The organism is Deltaproteobacteria bacterium (assembly GCA_029858205.1).
Lineage (GTDB): Bacteria > Desulfobacterota > GWC2-55-46 > GWC2-55-46 > DRQE01 > JAOUFM01.
This window is the reverse complement of sequence record JAOUFM010000002.1, coordinates 81,415-100,348: the sequence shown is the minus strand read 5'-3', so window position 1 is coordinate 100,348 and position 18,934 is coordinate 81,415. Positions and strand designations below refer to the sequence as shown.

At 52.3% G+C, this 18,934-nt stretch carries 19 protein-coding genes; 13 read left to right on the top strand and 6 right to left on the bottom strand.

Annotated features, from left to right (window positions below; all coding sequences use genetic code 11):
• Positions 1-30: 30 nt before the first annotated feature.
• A complete protein-coding gene (locus OEV59_01920) occupies positions 31-858 on the bottom strand; it encodes an OmpA family protein (protein MDH4226501.1) in 828 nt (275 codons plus the stop codon).
• Between the two features lie 293 nt (positions 859-1,151).
• Here OEV59_01920 and OEV59_01915 point away from each other — a divergent pair, with 293 nt between their 5' ends.
• The 7 genes from OEV59_01915 (at position 1,152) to OEV59_01885 (ending at position 9,906) form a co-directional block, all read left to right on the top strand.
• Complete coding sequence (locus OEV59_01915; GenBank protein ID MDH4226500.1) at positions 1,152-1,625, top strand: DUF4149 domain-containing protein; 474 nt, start codon at positions 1,152-1,154, stop codon at positions 1,623-1,625.
• Between the two features lie 71 nt (positions 1,626-1,696).
• A complete protein-coding gene (locus OEV59_01910; protein MDH4226499.1) occupies positions 1,697-3,055 on the top strand; it encodes an acetate--CoA ligase family protein in 1,359 nt (452 codons plus the stop codon).
• A gap of 10 nt (positions 3,056-3,065) precedes the next feature.
• A complete protein-coding gene (locus OEV59_01905) occupies positions 3,066-3,752 on the top strand; it encodes an acetate--CoA ligase family protein (protein MDH4226498.1) in 687 nt (228 codons plus the stop codon).
• A 52-nt stretch (positions 3,753-3,804) separates the two neighbouring features.
• Entirely contained in the window at positions 3,805-5,022 is a 1,218-nt protein-coding gene (locus OEV59_01900) for a hypothetical protein (protein ID MDH4226497.1), read from the top strand.
• A gap of 18 nt (positions 5,023-5,040) precedes the next feature.
• A complete protein-coding gene (locus tag OEV59_01895) occupies positions 5,041-5,472 on the top strand; it encodes a hypothetical protein (protein ID MDH4226496.1) in 432 nt (143 codons plus the stop codon).
• Complete coding sequence (locus OEV59_01890) at positions 5,469-6,995, top strand: HAMP domain-containing histidine kinase (protein ID MDH4226495.1); 1,527 nt, start codon at positions 5,469-5,471, stop codon at positions 6,993-6,995. Before OEV59_01895 ends, OEV59_01890 begins: the two co-directional genes overlap by 4 nt.
• Positions 6,996-7,008: 13 nt before the next feature.
• Positions 7,009-9,906, top strand: coding sequence for an ATP-dependent helicase (locus OEV59_01885; GenBank protein ID MDH4226494.1), 2,898 nt, complete (start codon positions 7,009-7,011; stop codon positions 9,904-9,906).
• Between the two features lie 254 nt (positions 9,907-10,160).
• Here the strand turns inward: OEV59_01885 and OEV59_01880 are convergent, their stop codons facing one another.
• Together OEV59_01880 and queF are read right to left on the bottom strand one after the other, a co-directional pair.
• Entirely contained in the window at positions 10,161-11,618 is a 1,458-nt protein-coding gene (locus OEV59_01880; protein MDH4226493.1) for a tetratricopeptide repeat protein, read from the bottom strand.
• 58 nt (positions 11,619-11,676) lie between these two features.
• Positions 11,677-12,039, bottom strand: coding sequence for a preQ(1) synthase (queF, locus tag OEV59_01875; protein ID MDH4226492.1), 363 nt, complete (start codon positions 12,037-12,039; stop codon positions 11,677-11,679).
• Between the two features lie 144 nt (positions 12,040-12,183).
• On the opposite strand from queF, the gene OEV59_01870 reads away from it, so the two are divergent.
• Genes OEV59_01870 through OEV59_01845 form a run of 6 tightly spaced genes read left to right on the top strand, consistent with a single transcriptional unit; the run spans position 12,184 to position 15,962 of the window.
• Positions 12,184-12,510 (top strand): metalloregulator ArsR/SmtB family transcription factor, encoded by a 327-nt coding sequence (locus OEV59_01870; protein ID MDH4226491.1) that lies wholly within the window; start codon positions 12,184-12,186, stop codon positions 12,508-12,510.
• Between the two features lie 13 nt (positions 12,511-12,523).
• Complete coding sequence (locus OEV59_01865) at positions 12,524-12,874, top strand: DsrE family protein (GenBank protein MDH4226490.1); 351 nt, start codon at positions 12,524-12,526, stop codon at positions 12,872-12,874.
• A 29-nt stretch (positions 12,875-12,903) separates the two neighbouring features.
• On the top strand, positions 12,904-13,107 hold the full coding sequence (locus OEV59_01860; GenBank protein MDH4226489.1) for a DUF2892 domain-containing protein: 204 nt from the start codon (positions 12,904-12,906) through the stop codon (positions 13,105-13,107).
• A 44-nt stretch (positions 13,108-13,151) separates the two neighbouring features.
• Positions 13,152-13,802, top strand: a complete 651-nt coding sequence (locus OEV59_01855; protein MDH4226488.1) for a CAP domain-containing protein — start codon at positions 13,152-13,154, stop codon at positions 13,800-13,802.
• Positions 13,803-13,837: 35 nt separating this feature from the next.
• Positions 13,838-14,647 (top strand): outer membrane lipoprotein-sorting protein, encoded by an 810-nt coding sequence (locus tag OEV59_01850; GenBank protein MDH4226487.1) that lies wholly within the window; start codon positions 13,838-13,840, stop codon positions 14,645-14,647.
• A 22-nt stretch (positions 14,648-14,669) separates the two neighbouring features.
• On the top strand, positions 14,670-15,962 hold the full coding sequence (locus tag OEV59_01845) for a hypothetical protein (protein ID MDH4226486.1): 1,293 nt from the start codon (positions 14,670-14,672) through the stop codon (positions 15,960-15,962).
• A 74-nt stretch (positions 15,963-16,036) separates the two neighbouring features.
• On the opposite strand, the gene OEV59_01840 is transcribed toward OEV59_01845, so the two are convergent.
• The 3 genes from OEV59_01840 to larB all read right to left on the bottom strand — a co-directional run bounded on the left by OEV59_01840 (position 16,037) and on the right by larB (position 18,927).
• On the bottom strand, positions 16,037-16,873 hold the full coding sequence (locus tag OEV59_01840; protein ID MDH4226485.1) for an MBL fold metallo-hydrolase: 837 nt from the start codon (positions 16,871-16,873) through the stop codon (positions 16,037-16,039).
• A 123-nt stretch (positions 16,874-16,996) separates the two neighbouring features.
• Positions 16,997-18,175, bottom strand: coding sequence for a nickel pincer cofactor biosynthesis protein LarC (larC, locus tag OEV59_01835; protein MDH4226484.1), 1,179 nt, complete (start codon positions 18,173-18,175; stop codon positions 16,997-16,999).
• Complete coding sequence (gene larB / locus OEV59_01830; protein MDH4226483.1) at positions 18,172-18,927, bottom strand: nickel pincer cofactor biosynthesis protein LarB; 756 nt, start codon at positions 18,925-18,927, stop codon at positions 18,172-18,174. Before larB ends, larC begins: the two co-directional genes overlap by 4 nt.
• Positions 18,928-18,934 lie beyond the last annotated feature (7 nt).

Genomic DNA, 18,934 nt, shown 5'->3' with positions numbered 1-18,934 from the left:
TCAAGCGTGCGGCGCTCTGTCACGGTATTTTTACTTTTTCAGCTCTTCGAGCACTTTGTCTATATCCATCGGTAGTAGCAGTATCTCTATTCTCCTGTTCCTTAAGCGACCTTCCTTGGTGTCGTTTGAGTCTATGGGGCGGTGCTCGGCAAAGCCTGCCAGGGAGAGGAACTTCGGGTCTACGCCGGACGATTCCTGAAGATACTTTACGACGTTTGTGGCCCTTGCCGCAGATATCTCCCAGTTCGTTGGGAATTTTTCCTTAAGTTTGCCGCTAACCGGCACGTTGTCGGTGTGGCCGATGACGCGGATCTGCTTATCCGAGATGTTTTTCAACAGCGCGCCGACCCTTTCGAGCACTTTCATGCCTTCGGGCTTTATCTGTGTTTCTCCGGAGTTGAAGAGTATCTGGTCAACGAGGTTCACCGAGAGTCTGTCGACCGCCTGGGTTATCTTGACCTCGCCTTTTTCGATTTCCCCTTCGAGCTCCTTTACCAGGCTGTCGTAGGAGTTTTTGAGCCTCGAGAGTTCCGCCTCCTTTTCGGCGCTTATCTCGCCGGTCTTTACCCTCATTCTCTCGTTTTCCCTTGCGAGGTACTCGTTTTCCTTTTCAAGTTCGCTTATCTTGTTTTTTGCGTCGGCCAGTATGTCGGCAGTGGCTTTTTTCTCGCCGCTTATGTCGCCAAGCGCCTTTTGCAGTTCTTCGAGGTGTCTTCTCTTTGTGTCGAGTTCGAGTGTGAGACGGTCTATTTCCGCGTCCTTTGCGTCCGAGACCTTTTGGAGCGCATCGTATTGCTTGGTGCTTACGCATCCTGTGAACAGAAATGCCAGAGCTGCGAGCAGAATGTATTTTTTCATGGTCTTGCCTCCTTGCTATTTTTTGTTTTTATTTTTCTGAAAAAAAACGGCCAAGAGATGTTTTTCGCGGTTTTTAACTGTCTCTTGCGTTCTGGTGTCACGGGGAATGTTCGTGTAGCCCGCAAGGGCCTGGCTATCTGTTAAAGGATAGCATTTCCTGCGTCCAAGCACAATACCTGTTTATGCCAGGACGATTAATATGGTTTTCAGCCACGCGGTTTTCTGCTATAATTTGGATGACTTGGCGTTTTAGGCCGAATCGGCCATTAACTTCCTTAGGGCGAGGTGCAGCCGTGATACACGTGATAAATTTTATCTACCTTATGTCGCTAATAGTATGGCTTGGCAGCATGATATTTTTTAGCTTTATTGCGGCGCCAAGCATATTCAAGACGCTGCCAAGAGAAACAGCCGGCGACGTGGTCGGCGATGTATTTCCGAAGTACTGGATGACAGGTTATATATGCGGGGCGCTCTCCATTGCCTCGTATGCCTATGTCTCCGGAGCCGAGCGAAGCGTGGATATGCTCATAATCGTGCTTCTCTCTGTAATGCTAGTGTTGATGCTTTTTTCCGGGCTCGTTGTCGGCAATAACGCGCGCATAATAAAGCGCAAGATGCGCGATACCCCTGATACAGAGCTTAGGGAGCGCCTTAGAAGGGATTTTATAAAGGTGCATACCGCGAGCACGCTCTTGAACCTCGTAATCATGGTGCTTGGCGTGGTCGTTGTGATGTGCACGGCGGTCGGGCGCGCGCGTTTTTGATGGCGCGCCGTAAGGTCGCGTTCAAGCCGGATTAGTTTTTCTTGAAAATACGTTTTAACGGCGGTAATGCGGTGGATTGTTTTTTTAAGGCTAAGGCCGTTGCCATAGTAGGGGCTTCCCCGTCAGAGGGTAAGCTCTCGAACGTCATTATGCAGAGCATGAAGGACGCTGCTTTTCCGGGCGAGGTCTTCTACGTAAACCCCAAGTATCCCGCAAAAAATTATTATCCCGATATCCGTTCAATCGGCAAGCCCGTTGACATGGCCGTGTTTGCCATGTCCGCCGAGTATGTTCCCGGACTTCTAAAGGGGCTTGGCGGCGTTCTCAAAGGCGCGGTGGTCGTAAGCGGCGGGTTTTCCGAGACAGGGGCCGTTGGAGCGGCGCACGAGAAGGCTCTCTTGGAAACAGCAAGAAACGAAGGCATACGCTTGATTGGCCCGAACTGTCTTGGTATCTACGATACCGTCTCCGGAGTTGACACGTTTTTCATACCAAGGGAAAGGGCAGGCAGGCCCAGGAAGGGCCGCATAGCCATACTGTCGCAAAGCGGCTCGTTTGCCCTGACCGCAATGGATGAAATGGCGGCAGAGGGGCTCGGTGTTTCAAGGGTTGTAAGCTACGGTAACCGCGTGGATGTTTCCGAGGCCGAGTGCCTGGATTTTCTTTCTACCGACGAGCATACCGATGTTGTTATCGTTTATATCGAAGGCATAAATAACGGCCGCGCCTTTGTCGAGGCTGCAAGAAGGTGCAGCGCGAAAAAAACAGTGCTTGCGTACAAAGTCGGCCGCTACGGCTCTGCAGAGCGGGCCGCAAGGTCGCACACCGGCTCCATAGCCGGACGATACGAAATATACAGGGCGGCATTTAAAAAGGCAGGGGTTGTCGAGCTAGGGAGTTACGAGGAACTTATGGATTCATGCCGCGTGCTTTCGAAAAGTCCCGTGATGCCAAAGGGCCGCCGTGTTGCCATAATCACCGACGGCGGGGGCATGGGGGTTGGCATTGCAGATGCATGCGAGGCTGCAGGGCTCGATGTCACGCAGCTTGCCGAAAATAAGGCCAATGAGCTCCGCTCGGTATTCCCGGCTTATTTTACCGTTTCTAATCCCATAGACCTTACCGGCAGCGTGACCGATGAATGGTATGCTCTTTCACTTAAAACGGTGCTTGAAGGCGACGGCTACGACATGGCCATAGTCGCGGCGCTCTGGGGCCCTCCTGGGCTTACGGACAAACTGCCGATGATGCTTGCAGAAGAGGCCCAAAAGGCCGCAAAGCCGGTTATCATATGTTCTCCAGGAGGATCTTTTACGCTAAGTAAGCGCGCTTTGTTCGAGAAGGCCGGGTTGCCGGTGTTCTCGACGCCCGAGGGAGCGGTCAGGGCAGCTTCGGTGCTTGTCAAAAAAAGTGTTTTAAATCATATTTAAAAGGGTTAGAATGAACGCGGACGTCATAAAACAAGCTGTATCAAAGGGGCATAAGACGCTAAACGAGGTCGAGGCCAAGAGCCTTGTTGCCTCGCTCGGGCTTCCTGTGCCCGAGTCACGGCTTGTAAGGGATAAAGAAGAGGCCTTGAGCGCAGCTTCCTTAATCGGGTACCCTGTTGTCTTGAAGGTTGTTTCCAGGCTTTTTCTCCATAAGAGCGACATAGGCGGAGTTATCACAGGCATACGCGACCCGCGCGAGATGGAAGAGGCGTGGATGGAGGCATATGTCAATGTTGCCGGCGATTTCGCCATGGTCAACCTCGACGGGTTTCTCGTCGAAAAGATGGTGCCAAAGGGCATAGAGGTAATCATCGGCGCCTTCAGGGACGCGCAGTTTGGCCCGGCCGTAATGTTTGGCATAGGCGGGGTGGCGGTAGAGTATCTAAAGGACGTTAGCTTTCGCCTTGCCCCTGTTACGCTTGATGAGGCGAGGTCGATGATAAAAGAGGTGAGAAGTTTCCCTCTCTTAAACGGCGCCAGAGGCGAGCACGGCGACATAGAGGCCGTTGCCGCTGCCATAGTGAAGATATCCGCGGCCTTCGAGGCCATGCCGGAGCTTAAGGAGTTCGAGGTAAATCCGTTCGTCGTATATGAGAAGGGGCTTGTTGCGGTTGATGCGCGGGCAGCACTTAAGTAGCAGGAGTTTTAAAAAAAATATTTCGCCGTAGAGCGGCTTTGCTGGAGGGTATATGGAGAGGTTAGGCGTACTTAGGGTGGTGGCGCTTTTGATGGCCTGCTTAGCGGTTTTTGTGGTTTCTTCTGCCGATTGCTTTGCAACCGAGACAGAAGAGCTTAGAAAGGAACTCGATAGTCTGAAGGCAAAGGTAGCGGCCATGGAGGGCTCTCTTTTGGAGAAGTCCCCGGCAGCGAAGCATGACGACGGAGTGGCAACACAGTTTGGCCGTAACCTCGGCATATTTGGCGATATAAATTACTATACAGACAGCCGCGAGAGAAGAAATAAGTCGTTTAACATAGGCTCTGTCGGCCTTTACTCCCATGCGGAGAGCGGCAGGCTTAACTTCATGTCCGAGTTGCTTATCTTTGAGCATAATGCCAAGAGCGGCATAAATATAGAGAGAATATGGATAGGGTACACCTTTAACGATTATTTAAAGCTTAGGGCAGGGCGTTTTCACACGGCACTTGGGTACTGGAACGCCGCCTTCCACCACGGTCGTTACCTCTATGCTCCCATGGATCGTCCGTTCTTCATAGACTTCGAGGACATAGGAGGCGTAATTCCGGCGCATATTGTCGGGCTCGAGGCTGCCGGCTCCCTTGGGCCGCTTTCTTATACTGCCGAGGTCGGCAACGGCCCCGGGCTTAGTGTCGACCCGCATTGGTTTTTATATTCAAAGTCCAGAAAGTACAGGCTCGCGCCAAATAACCAGTCCGACAATAACGACTCGAAGATGGCGGCAGGCCGTATTGCGTTCGAGCCAGGTAGGATGCCGTGGTTCTCTCTTGGCGTGTCAGCGGCAAATTATCTTGTCCAGTATAAGAAGACAGAGACCGCTCCTGTCCAGCTTGTCGACATATATGTGCACCAGGCTGTTTACAGCGGCGACATGCACATCGAGAAGAGCGGCATGGAGCTTATAGGCGAATACTATCTCTTAAAGAACGGCGAGAGAGCGGCGCACGCCTTTTACGGACAGCTTTCATACAATATAGACAGCATAAACCTCACCCCGTACGCGCGGTTTGCAAGGCTCGATACAAAGACCGGGGATCCGTACCTTAAATGGCTTGCCGGCGGAGGCGAGAGAAGCGAAACGGTATTTGGCGTTCGCTACGATATCGACGGCATGCACTCTGCCGTCAAGTTCCAGTTTCGGCGCGACAACATGGTTGGTTCGACAAGAGAAGATTCCTTCGAGGCCCAGTGGGCCTTTCACTTCTAAGGCGGTTGTGATTTTCGTATGAAACGCGTTACGGTTTGCATATTGATATTCGCGGCGGTCTTTGGCGCTGCATACCGGGGCATGGCTGCCGATGATTTCGTCGTCATCGTCAACCGCAAGGGGCCGTTCGCATCCGGCGTTACCGCCGATACGGTAAAGAAGATATTCCTTGGCGAAAAGAGGTTCGAGGGCGGCGTTACGCTGATGCCTGTCAACATGCAGGACGGCAGCCTGAAAGAGGCCTTTCTTGGAAAGGTTGTCGGCATGACGCAAAAGGATTATAAGCTTCACTGGGTGAAAAAGGTGTTCAGGGAGGGTATCGACGTGCCCCCGACCCTGCACAGCTCATACGAGGCTGTCGAGTTGGTTCAGCGCGAGAAGGGCGCGATTGCCTATGTGCCGGCCTCGGTTGCCTCGTTTGCCGAAGGCGTGGTGGCCCTGAAACTATGAGGACCGGCATAAACAGGAAGATCATCGCGATGTTTTTCGCCGGCGCAGCCTTTGCCGCAGTTTTCCTCGTGTGGTCGGTCTTTACCATAGACGCCGTGATCTCTGATATGAAAGAGATGCACGTGATGGCAAGAAGGATAGAGCTTGCCGATCATTTAAACGTCAACATCCATAAGCTCATAAGACTTTCCGGCGAATATATAATAGGAAGTGACAAAGCCAAGCGAAACGAGTTCGATTCGACACTAAGGGCCATGGGTGATACACTTGGCGAGATGGAGTCGTTGCCGCCGTATGCCCCGTGGGACGAGCGTAAAGAGGGCGTCAAGACCGGCGCGGTAGCGGTAAGCGAGCTTGTTTTGGATGTCGTGTATTCGGACGCCAAGCCCGGCAGCAGGCAGATAACCGACAAGTTAAACGACGCGGTTGTGCTTGCCGACTCGGTTGCTTCGGACCTCGACCGCTTCGATACAGAGGCGGTTATAGAAAATAGAAGTCTCGAGGCCAAGGCAAACAGGCGCGCCGCAGGCGCGCGAAAGATGCTCTATGTCTTCGCTGCCATAGGACTGGCGCTCGTCGCAGTCCTTTATTACCAGCTAAGAAGGCGCATAACGCTACCCATCGAAGAGCTCTACAGCGGGGCCGAGAGGATAACAAGCGGCGATTATTCCAAGGAAGTGAGCGTTACGACCAACGACGAGCTCGAGGACCTGGCCGACGGGTTTAACAACATGAGCTCGGTCATAAAGGAGAGGGAAGAGAAACTAAGGAGCATGCTCAAGGTGATAGACTCGATAAACAGCGAGCTCGTGGCCGCAGGGCGATATAAGGGCACATTCCTTGCCAATATGAGCCATGAGCTGAAGACCCCGCTCACCCACATACTAGGGTTTACCGAACTCATATCCATCGATTCGTCGAGTAAGCTCTCGGAGAGCGGGCAAAAGTATCTTGGCAACATAACAAAGAGCGGCAACGAACTGCTCGGGCACATAGAAAAGCTTCTCGATGTAACGCGCACATACGAGGGCGTTTCAACGGAGCTTGTCGAGTTCGATTTGAAGACACTTGTCTCCGAGGTCGTGGTCGAGGCCGAGCGCGCGGCAGCTGAAAAGGGGCAGACGTTTATCTTGAACGAGGTTTCCGGGTTAGATGTCATAAAGGCCGACAGGGCCATGCTAAAGCACATCTTCGAGAGCCTTCTTGATAACGCGGTAAAGTTCACCCCGAAGGGCGGCACCGTGGGGCTTGGTATCGATAGAAAGCATTTCGAGGGTGTCGATACGCTTATTATGACAGTGACGGACACGGGCCCCGGCATAGCAAGTGACGTAAGGCATGCGCTCTTCACGCCGTTTTCCGGGGCAGAGACCGGGTTTGTCCGCAATTACGGCGGCCTCGGGCTCGGCCTTGCGCTTACAAAAAAGTTTGTCGACGCGCACGGCGGCTCCATAGCCCTCGAAAGCGAGGACGGCACGGGAGCGAAGTTTACCGTCAAGATACCGATGCACCTTAGCCGCTAAATACGGGAGCAAGATGACAGGGGTCATAAAAGGAGAAGAGACCTACGAACTAAACGGCGAGCAGAAGAGAGCCGTCAACCACGGCGAAGGTCCGCTTCTTATCATCGCAGGCGCGGGCACCGGAAAAACCCGCGTCATCACGCACAGGATAGCAAAGCTCGTCGAGCGGGGCGTAAATCCCTCGGACATTCTTGCCCTCACGTTTACCGAAAAGGCAGCCAATGAAATGGAGGAACGCGTCGACAGGCTCGTTCCATACGGGTACTCGACCGTGTGGATATCCACCTTCCATTCATTCGGCGACAGGCTGCTTCGTGATAACGCCCTCGCAAGCGGCCTTAACCCGGATTTCAAAGTGCTAAGCTTGGCCGAGAGCGCGATATTTCTAAGAGAACACGTCTACGACCTTCCGCTCGAAAGATACAGGCCATCTGGCAATCCGACAAAGCACGTATTCGAGCTCGTGAGGTACTTTGGCCGCCTGAAGGACGAGGACGTAGTGCCAGAGGAATATATCAAGTACGCGTCCTCCTTGCCGGATGACCCTGCTGACTTCAAGGCCGAGCAAATCGAGCTTGCTTCTTCCTATGCCGCGTATCTGGAGTTGATGGCGAAAAACGGGTATCTGGACTTCGGCGACCAGGTAACTATGGCGCTAAAGCTCCTTAGAACGCGGCCAACGGTGCTAAAGCGCTATACCGATCGCTTCAAGTACGTGCTCGCAGACGAGTTCCAGGACACGAACTACGCGCAGTTCGAGCTTGTAAAGCTCCTTGCAGGCGGGAGGCGTAACATCACCGTTGTTGCAGACGACGACCAGAGCATATATAAGTTTCGGGGCGCGGCAATCAGTAATGTCCTTAACTTCAAGACCGTTTTCCCGGACGCAGCGGAAATAACGCTTCGGGAGAACTACCGCTCCGTGCAGCCAATCCTCGATGCCTCGTACAGGCTCATTACGCATAACAACCCCGACCGGCTCGAGATAAAAAGCGGCATTGATAAGCGCCTTGTCTCGATTCGCGATGGCGGGGCAGGGGCGGTGAAGCACCTCTTCTTCGACACTGTCACGAGCGAGGCAGAGACCATTGCGAGAATGATAAAAGAGGCGTGCGCCTCCAAAAAGCGCCGCCTCTCGGACTTTGCGCTTCTTGTCAGGACGAACGGCGATGCCGAGCCCTACCTTAAGGCCCTTACCCAGAGCGGCATAGACCACCGCTTCTCGGGCTCGAGCGGCCTTTACTCAAGGCCAGAGATAATGCACCTTATCGCGTTCCTTCGCGCAGTCACCAATCACATGGATTCGCTAAGCCTCTTTCATCTGGCAAGTAGCGCGCCCTACGGCCTCAAGGCCGAGGAGCTAATCCCCTGTCACAATCTTTCGAGAAGGACTAACAGGCCGCTCTATATCGTCATGCGCGGCGTTTCCGAGGGGATTACAGCGTGCACGGACCTTGATTCTAAAAGTATCGAGCGGGTAAAGGCCTGCGTTGACGACGTAAAGCGCTACTCCGAGCTTTCCCTTACCATGGCAACGGGCCGTCTTCTTTACGCCTTTGTTACAGAGAGCGGCATACTTTCATCCCTTAGCTCCGAGGCAACCGAGGAAGCGGAGTTCAAGGTGAGAAACATCGCCAAGTTCTTCGACATGGTGACGCACATAGAGGAGACCTTGAAGGTAAAGAACGCGCACGCGCTAATCGAGCATCTGAACCTTCTCATGGAAGCTGGAGACGACCCGTCGACAGCAGAGCCTGACCTTGACGCCGAGTGCGTGCAGGTTATGACAGTGCATAAGTCAAAGGGGCTCGAGTTCCCGGTCGTGTTCATGGCAGGGCTTGTTACCGACAGGTTCCCGAGAAGAGGGAGAAAAGACCCCATAGAGATGCCTGCCGAAATCATAAAGGACATACTTCCCTCCGGGGATTCCCATATCGCGGAGGAAAGGCGGCTCTTCTATGTTGGCATGACAAGGGCCATGGAGGAGCTCTATCTCACGGGTGCGGCTGATTACGGCGGCGTAAGGGCGAAGAAGACGAGCCGCTTTGTGCTCGAGGCCCTGGACGCGCCGCAAGCCTCGCCGCTTATAAAGACGAGTGCATCCGAGGCCATAAAGCGCCATGCCCCGCCGCCTGCAGCAGGGCATATAGAAAGGGCGCCTCTGCCGGACGACACTGTAATAAAACTTACGCCTTATGAGGTGGATGATTACGCCACATGCCCGTTAAAATACAGGTACGTGCACGTCTTGAAGGTGCCGCTTCTGCCGCATCATACGGTTATGTACGGAAGCGCCATGCACGCTGCCATACGCTTTTACTTTGAGAGAAAGATGGACAACGCGGCCGTGTTCGAGGACGACATTCTCTCCATATTCAAGTCAGCATGGCGTAACGAGGGCTTTGTCTCCAGAGAGCACGAGGAAAAGCGCATGAACGAGGGTATCGAGGCCTTACGCAGGTTCTTTAAAAAGCAGGAGTCAAAGGAAGGCATAAAGCCCGTGTGTGTAGAGAAGCCGTTCCTTGCCGAGTTTGGAAAGTTCTCGATTGCCGGAAGATGGGATTTAATCGAGGAGCGCGGCGGCGGCGCGCATATCATAGACTTTAAGACCTCGGACGTCAGGAGTGTGGAGAAGGCAGTTGAAAAGGCGGAAAAATCCTTGCAGCTAAAGCTCTATGCCCTTGGCTACAGGGCTGCGATGGGAAAGCTTCCCTCGGGCTGCGAACTGCATTTCGTTGACCACGACGTTGTCGGGAGCGTGGTGTTTACGGATAAGGACATGGACAAGACAGTTAGCGAGCTTGAGAAGACGGCAGAGGGCATAAGAAAGAGGGAGTTTACCGCCAAGCCGGAATATTTAAGCTGTTCGTGGTGTGCTTTTAATAATTTCTGCGAATTTAGCGCTGTGTAGGGGCAAAGCGGCGATTTGGCCGTGTCTAGGCAAGCGCAATCTTTGGCCAAATACTGCGTCAAAGGCGTCCGTCCAAATACTCACATACTATAAAAGTATGCTCCGTTTTGTCCGTCCGCCTTTTCCTTGTCTTTGGCTCAAATCTTGCGCTTGAATAAGCTTATGAACTTAGCGGCCTGTGAAGCGGGTAAAGATTTTGGCCTCGTCTGACACCAAACTTGCGGGTTTAGGATTTCGGTTTGTGTCTGAAAAAGTTATTTTCTTGCCTTTATGCGTTCGAGCAGCCCTTTTGCCAGCATGTGTTCTATGAAGTCTTTTTTATCCGCTTCAATGCTTTTTGCGAGATAGTCGGCCGCGCCATTCGTGTCTCCTGCAGCAAGGCGTTTTATCCCCAGATAGTAGTATGTCTCGCAGAGGCGGCCGCGTACGTCTTCTTCGGTTGTTCTTTTTTTTGCCTCTTCGATAACCGATTGCTCGCTGATGCTTCCGTCTCCGAGATAGTAGCGCGATATGACGCGCACCCAGTCGTCGGTGTTGTTTTGAGACACGAATTGCCGGAGCAGGTCGAGCGCTTTTGTGTCGTCTTTCTTTGCAAGCCAAGTTGCGTTAAGAAGCCGGAGATAAGAATATTCGTATGCCGGATCCAATTTGATGGACGTGTTGTAATCCGCTTTGGCTTTATCATACAGGCCTCTATAGAAAAATATATTTCCACGGTTAGAGTAGGCCTTAGCATCCTTGGGTCCAAATGACATGACCTTGTTGACGTCCTCGATCGCGCGGGCATGGGAGCCTTTTTCGAAATATGCATTTCCGCGGGCGGCGTAGGCATACACATTTTTCGGATCCAGGGATATGGCCTTGTCAAAGTCATTGATTGCTTGGTCAAGGAGGCCTTTTCTTGCATGCGCAAGTCCGCGGTTATAGTAGCCGTTTGCGTATTCCGGGTCTAAGGAGATGGCTTTGTCATAGTCTTTGATGGCGTTGTCAAAGAAGCCAGTTTGGGAATACGAATATCCGCGGCTTTCGTATGCGTACATGAAATTGGGGTGTAATGATATGGCTTTGTCAAAGTCCTCGATTGCGCGGTCATGGAGGCCTTTTTTGGCATACGCGTTTGCGCGGATGTTGTAGGCCTCGGCATTCTTTGGGTCTAAGGATATGACCTTGTCATAGTCTTCGATTGCGTGGTCAAGAAGCCCTTTTTTCTCGTACGTAATGCCGCGGTTGTAGTAGGCCACCGCGTTATCGGGCTTTAAGGATATAACCTTGCCAAAGTCCCCGATTGCGCTGTCATAGAGGCCTTTTTTTGCATACGTAATTCCACGGTTCTGATAGGCGTACACAAGTTTAGGGTTTAGTGATATGGCCTTGTCGAAGTCCTTTATCGCGCGGTCATAGCGGCCTTTGCTTGCATACGCGTTTGCGCGAATGTTATAGGCCTCGGCATCCTTTGGATCCAGAGATATGGCTTTGTCATAGTCCTTAAGTGCGTGCGTGAGGAGGTCTTTTCTTTCATACGCAATGCCGCGGCTGTAGTAGGCCTTAGAGTCCTTCGGGTGTAATAAGATGGCCTTTGTGCATGTTTTTATGGCATTGTCGGGATCGGCATTGATACTCATGTCGTAACAATCGTCTGCCATGGCATGGCGTTCCGGGAGCGTAATCGCCAGTAAAAACGCTGAAGTAACGATTGAAAAAAATTTTCTCATGTCGAGCCTCCTTGGGAGACTTCCTCGGTTTGCCTGCGGGCCAATTGCGGGCGTTGCTTTATATGGCGACCTTGACGATGGTCTTCACATTTCCCCGTACATTAAAGTCGCCTACGACTTCAAGCTTCTTGGGCTTTAGCGCCTTCTTAAGGGCCGTAAATATTTCGTTTGTCGAGGCCTCGTGCGATACTGCGCGGTCGCGGAATGCGTTTAGGTAGAGCTTAAGGGACTTTAGCTCCACGATAAAGTCCTTTGGCACGTACGTGATGCGGATGGTGGCAAAGTCCGGGTACCCTGACCTCGGGCAGAGGCACGTGAATTCAGGGTAGCTTATCTCTATGGTATAGTCCTTGCCCTTTGCAGGGTTTGGCCACGGCTCTATGGCCGCCTTTTCTATGTTTTTAGCGCCGTATTTTTTCATCTGGAAATAATAACACCTTCACTGCCAGGAGTAAAGAGGGGAAGGGCAGGGTGCGCCCACCCTCGGCAGGTAAAAAATAATGAGGCGCAGCCCTTGACATAGTTTCGAATATATGCAACAATTGAACTATGGGAGGTAGGCGCCATGAAGACCTTATTTGACATACAGGCTGCCATATGCAAGGCCCTCTCGAACCCAAAGAGGCTGGAAATCATATACGCCTTAAAGGACGGCGAGCACACGGTCTCGGAGATAGTAGAGGCCGTTGGCCAGCGTAAGGCCAACGTTAGCCAGAACCTTGCGGTCTTGAAGAACGCTGGCATACTCAAGGCAAGGAGAGACGGACTTAATATCCATTACTCCATAGCCAATGAGAAGATAGTTACTGCCTGCGGCCTTATGCGCGAGTTCCTGATGGAAGGGCTCGAGGAAAGTAAAACGCTTCTTACCAGCCTTAGAAGGGTAAAGTAAAGAGGAGGTTATCATGGAAACCGTGACCATTGTTTTGCAGGACGCGCCGTATGGAAATGAAAAAATGTGGAATGCACTTAGGCTCGTGGAGGCCCTTTTGACCGAGGACGTAAAGGTAAGGATATTTCTTTATGGCGATAGCGTCTCGGCAGCCAAGAAAGGCCAGAGCCCGCCAAAAGGCTACTATAACGTCGGCGAGATGCTCTCTGCCCTGATAAAGAAGGGCGCTGAGGTAAGAAGCTGTCTTACCTGCACGCGCGCACGGGGATTTACGCAGGAAGACTTTATCGAAGGCGCAGTGGTCGGCAAGACCATTGACCTTGCAAGATGGGTAAAGGACAGCTCGAAGGCAATGGTGTTTTAGCAAACAATAAAACAAACGGAGGTAGTATTATGCATGTCGAAAGGACTCTAAGGCTAATAGCAGGGTTTTTCATACTACTTAGTCTCGCACTTGCGAAGTTTCACCACGAGTACTGGCTCTATTTTACGGCATTTGTCGGCCTGAACCTTCTACAGTCCGGGCTCACGAACTGGTGCCCGATGATGACATTTCTTAAGTGGGGCGGGCTGAAATGCTGCAAGACCGAGAAGTAAGCGGTTTTGTTCTGCGGTGAAAAACAGCAAAGAAGGAGCGCTGCATGGATAGAAGAACCTTGATACTGGCGGTTTTGCTTACGGCCTTGGCTGCGGGATGCGGAGGCGGCCCTGCAATCGTGTACCAGGGCGATGCGACGGCGGGGGCAGAGTGTAGAGGCACTGAAGTGCTGACCGAAAAGGCCTGCGCAGGCGACGAACTAAACGCGGAGGAAAAGAAGTTCCTTAAGCTCCTAAACGATTATCGCGCAAAGCACAAGCTGCCGCCCGTACCGGCTTCTCCTTCTCTTAGTCTTGTTGCGAACCGGCACGTGCGCGATGTTGCTGAAAACCATAGGCAGTACTCGAAAAAGGGAGAGAACTGGCTTCACGGGTGGAGCGACTGCGACTACGACGCCGCCAATAACTCCACGTATAAATGCATGTGGGAGGCGCCAAAGAGGCTTGGAACGCAATATGCCGGTTACGGGTTCGAGAACTTTTTTGGCGGCATTGAGTACGGCGGTTACATCGTAACGGCCGAAGGCGCCCTGAAGGGCTGGCAGGGCAGCAGACTCCATAACGCGGTTATACTTAATAAAGGCGTGTGGGAAAAGCATCCGTGGAAAGCCGTTGGAATAGGGTTTTATAAAGGATACGCGGCGCTATGGTTTGGCGAAGAGGACGATCCTGCAATAACAGCTGCGGTCAGGTGATTGTTTTGGAAGTGAATTCCATAAGGAGGGAACATATGAATACGAGAATTGTACTTGGAATGTTTGTTTTACCGGTGTTGGCGGCGCTAGTCTTTACGGCGTCTTCTGCAGCTGCCCTTACGCCGGAAGAGATAATAGACAAGGCGAACCTTGCCTATTACTATGCCGGTAACGACGGAACCGCTTCGGCCAAGATGACCATCTATGATAGCCAGGGCAGAAGCCGCGTTAGAGAGATTACGATGATAAGAAAGGACGTTAAGGACGGCGGAGAGCAGAAGTTCTACGTCTACTTCCATAAGCCCGAGGACGTCTCGAGGATGGTATTTATGGTGTGGAAGAACGTCAAGGGAGACGACGACAGGTGGCTCTATGTGCCTGCCATAGACCTTGTTAAAAGGGTTGCCTCAAAGGACAAACGCTCGAGCTTCGCAGGCTCGCACTTTGTGTACGAGGATGTCTCCGGGAGGCTGCCTGCTGCCGACAATCATGAACTACTTAGGGAAGATAAGCTCGGGGCAAGCGACGTCTACGTCATAAAGAATACTCCGAAGGACCCTGGTTCTGTCGAGTTCTCGTACTTCGTTGTCTACGTTGACAAGAAGAACTTCATCCCAATAAAGGGCGAGTACTTTGACAAGGCAGGAAAGCTCTATAAGGTAGCAACAGTTGAAGAGGTCAGGGACATTGACGGCATCCCGACGGTCATAAAGGGCAAGGTCGAGGAGCCGGGTGGCGGGTATACGACCATCGAGTTCTCGAATGTGAAATATAACGTAAAGGTAAAGGATGATATCTTTACCGAGCGTTCCCTTAGAAAGCCGCCAAGAGAGTGGATAAAGTAAGCATTGTAAAGGAGTGTAGGCCATGTTTCAGTTAGCCGACATAAGAGGGAAAGCGCTTGTTGCCGTAGTTCTTGCGGCTGTGATTATCGGCATATCCGCGCCGCGCGCTACTTACGGCGCGGATGCAGCAGGCGGCTTTGTAGAGGCAGCCGGAAGCCTCAAAAGCGGCGACAAGCTTGCCGAGAAAAATGATTACAACCTCCTTGAGACGAGGCTGCAGCTTCGCTACGGCTCGGCAGTGCCAAAGCTCGACGCCGTGTCCGGAGAGTTTTTCGTCAAGGCAGAGGCATTATTCGACGGGTACGAGGAAAGAGGGTTTTTGTCGGTAAGAGAGCTGTATCTTTCTCTAACCCCGTTTGGCGCGCTGGATACGAAACTTGGGCGCCAGATAATTACATGGGGTACGGGAGATTATGTGTTCATAAACGACCTCTTTCCGAAGGATTATAACTCGTTTTTCTCAGGCCGCGATGACGAGTATTTGAAAGTGCCAAGCGATGCTTTGCGTTTCTGGCTCTGGAACGATGCGGTTAATGTCGATCTGGCGGTTATCCCTGTATTTAGGCCAAACAGGAGCCTTGATGAGGACAGGTTCTCGTATTTCGATTGGATGCGCGGTTTTATCGCGGGCGAAACAATGAACCGCCATTTCGTGCGTCCCTCGAAGACAGTAGACCACTCGGAGACAGCGCTTCGGCTCTCGAAGAACATAAGCGGCTACGAGGCTACTCTTTACTTCTTCAGAGGCTTTTATAAGGAGCCCATGGGCGCAGTTAATCCTATGGAGGGTGTCTTCTATTATCCGAGGCTAAATGCCTACGGAGCGAGCCTGCAGGGGCAGTTTGCCGGGGGAGTTGCGAACATAGAGGCAGGGTACTACGATTCAATAGAAGATAAGAACGGCGATGACCCGATGGTCGAGAACTCGAGCGGGAAGCTGCTTATCGGCTACAACCGCGACCTTGGAGGAGACTTAAGGGCAGGGGTGCAGTACCTTATAGAACGCATGATGGACTACGGCGGCTATGAGATGTTTATCCCTCCGGGCGCGCCAAAGAGGGACAGGATGAGAGAGGTGGCGACTCTAAGGATAACAAAGCTCCTGATGGCGCAAACCCTTACGCTCGGGGCGTTTGCATTTTATAGCCCGACCGACGAAGATGTTTACTTCAGGGCCTCTGCTGCGTATGCGGCTACCGACAGGCTAAAGGTCACGCTTGGCACGAATGTGTTCGCGGGTAAGCTCGACCATACGGAGTTTGGCCAGGCAAAGGGAAATGATAACGTGTATCTTAGGGTGCGCTACGGGTTCTGATGCAGGTTGTTTGAATACCGGTAATTGAGTGGGATTTCACAAAAGGGCCGCCGTGCAAACGGCGGCCCTTCCTTTTAGAGCTTTATCTCGGTGTCAGTTGCCATTGCTACGCATTCTATCTTTGCGCCCTTGTCCTTGAGCAGTTTTTGGGATGACTCGAGGATTTCGTCGACGCCGTCGTCGGGCCTGTCCTGGTTGTGGTGGAAGAGCCCTATTGTTTTAACGCCTGCCTGCATGGCGAGGTTTACGGCATCGGTGTATGTCGAGTGGCCCCAGCCCTTCATGTAGTCTTCGGGCTTGTACTCGGCGTCGTGGATTAAGAGGTCCGCGCCTTTTGAGAACTCGACGTAATCGTGAAACGATTTCCCTGCAGGGTGTGGGTGTCCAAGCTCGTTATCCGTTAGAAACACGAACGCTTTGCCGTTCTCTTCGAGCCTGTAGCCAACGCCCGTGTTTGTGTGGTTAAGCGGTATGGTCTTTACGTGCACGGAGCCGATGGAGAAGTCGTCCTGGCCGGTTGTAGAATGGAATTTGACGTCCGCGGCAATGTCTGTCAACTCGACCGGGAAGTAAGGCGAGGTCATTGTCCTCGATATTATGGTCTTTATGTATTCCTGCGTGGTGCGCGGGCCCCTGATGTCTATGGTGGCGGTTTTTTTGTATAGAAGCTTGAAGAACGGGAATCCGGCGAGATGGTCCCAGTGAGGGTGCGTAAAGACCATGTTAACGCGGCTGATCTTTTCTTTGGCGTAGTGGTTGCCAAGTCGTCTGATGCCGGTGCCGGCGTCTATGACGATTATCTCGCCCGAGTCGGCCACGACCTCGACACAAGTTGTGTCTCCGCCGTACTTTATGTATTCTTTCCCGGAAACCGAGATAGAGCCTCTCGACCCCCAGCACCTGACGAGCATGCTATTTTACGCCCCTTGGATTGTTGTGCTGTTTATATAGCTGCAATTATACCTGTAAGCGTAACTATAGTCAAATTCTAAGTTTAAGACGAAATTCCTCTAAAAACAGACGGTTATGGCCTGTCAGGGTCTCTTTTTAGCCGCTGCTGCAATGGCGGATTCGATAATCTTCTTTAATGGAACGTGTTTTTTCTCGGCAATGCGCCTGCAGTCTTCGTATTCCGGTTGAATATTAAGCGTTCTGCCGTTTTTAACGGACATCTTTGCCTTTATTTGTCCGTATTCGGTCTTTAGCGTAATAGACTTTCTTTCAAGGCACGTTCTTTGTGTTTCATGGCAGCGTACTCCTATGGTGCTCGATTCAGCGAATATCAAGTCAACGAGCCTGTCCCTGGATTCCTCTACTGTTAGTACTGTAAGGAGTATTGCAGGGCGCTGTTTTTTCATGAACACGGGCGTTACGTATGCGTCGAGAGCGCCTTCTTTAAGGAGTTTTTCCGTAAGATAGCCTGCGATTTGCGGGCTCATGTCGTCGATATTGGTCTCTATTACAATGACCTTTTCGCCTGTTTTGGCGTTTTTCGAAGAAGCGCCGATTACTGCGCGCGCGGCATTTGGGAATTCCCTTAGGTCCTTACCTCCGCAGCCGTAGCCAATAGATTCTATTGTCATGGCGGGCATGGGGCCAAAGCCCTTTGCAAGGGTTTTTAGTATGGCCGCGCCGGTAGGGGTCGTTAGCTCCATTTTTATGTCGGAAGGCGCGATAGGCACGCCCTTCATGAGCTCTATTGTCGCTGGCGCGGGTATGGGCAGCATGCCGTGGTCTGTCATCACGCGCCCGGAGCCAAGCGGGACCTCGGATGAGTAGAGGGCCCCGATGCCAAGAGATTTAAGAAGTATTGCCGCCCCAACGATATCCACTATCGAATCGACTGCGCCGACCTCGTGAAAGTGCACCTTGTCTGCGGCAATGCCGTGGACCTTGCCTTCTGCTATCGCGAGGTTTTTAAATATCGCTATAGCGGTGTCCTTTATGTCTCTGTCAAGGCCGCTTTTCTCGATTATGGCCTTTATGTCCTTGAATGTGCGGTGATGGTGCTCGTGGCCGCACAGAACCTTGAACCTCGTGCCCTCTACTGCCTGGCGCCGTTCTTTCGTGACCTTCAGGGTGTAGCCCTTGAGCTTTAATTTTGCGAGCCCGCTTTTAAGAGTTTTCATGCCAGCGCCTGCGTCGAGAAGAGAGGCGATGAACATGTCGCCGCTAAGCCCGGTCGGGCAGTCGATGTATAGGGTTCTTGTCATTTTTTATCCCTGTTTATGAGTGTGGCTGCGTAGGCCGCGCCAAAGCCGTTGTCTATGTTCACGACAGTAAGCCCGGAGCTGCAGGAGTTTAGCATTGCAAGCAGTGTTGTTAGCCCTCCGAGGTTTGCGCCGTACCCGACGCTTGTCGGCACGGCTATGACCGGCCTTCCGACAAGCCCGGCTACAACACTTGGGAGCGCGCCCTCCATGCCGGCTACGGCGATGAGCACGTTTGCCTCGAAGAGGTCATCTTTTCTGTGGAGCAGCCTGTGTATGCCTGCAACCCCGACGTCGTAGATGCGTTTAACGCGGTTTCCGAGGCACTCTGCCGTAACCGCAGCCTCTTCGGCAACAGGAACGTCGGAGGTGCCTGCCGTTATGACAAGGACCGTTCCTTTGCCGGTTATCTTTACCGGCTGTTTTTTTATGAAAATGGTCCGCGCAGTTTCATTATATGAGGAGCCTTTGAAGGAGCGGCGCACGGTTGCTGCCTTTTTTCCGTCAATACGCGTTATAAGCACGTTTTCCTTTTTTGCGCCAAGCCGTTTGGATATCTCGATTATCTGCTTTGCGCTTTTGCCCTGGCCAAATATTACCTCGGGAAAGCCCTGTCTTAGCGAGCGGTGCGTGTCTATTGTGGCGAAGTCTAGCGACTCAAAGGGCATGTGCCTTAGCTTCTTTAGCGCGCCCGGCACCGAGACCTTCCCGCTTTTGACAAAAGTTAGCAGTTTTTCGAGTTCCTTTGGGTTCATCTTTGCC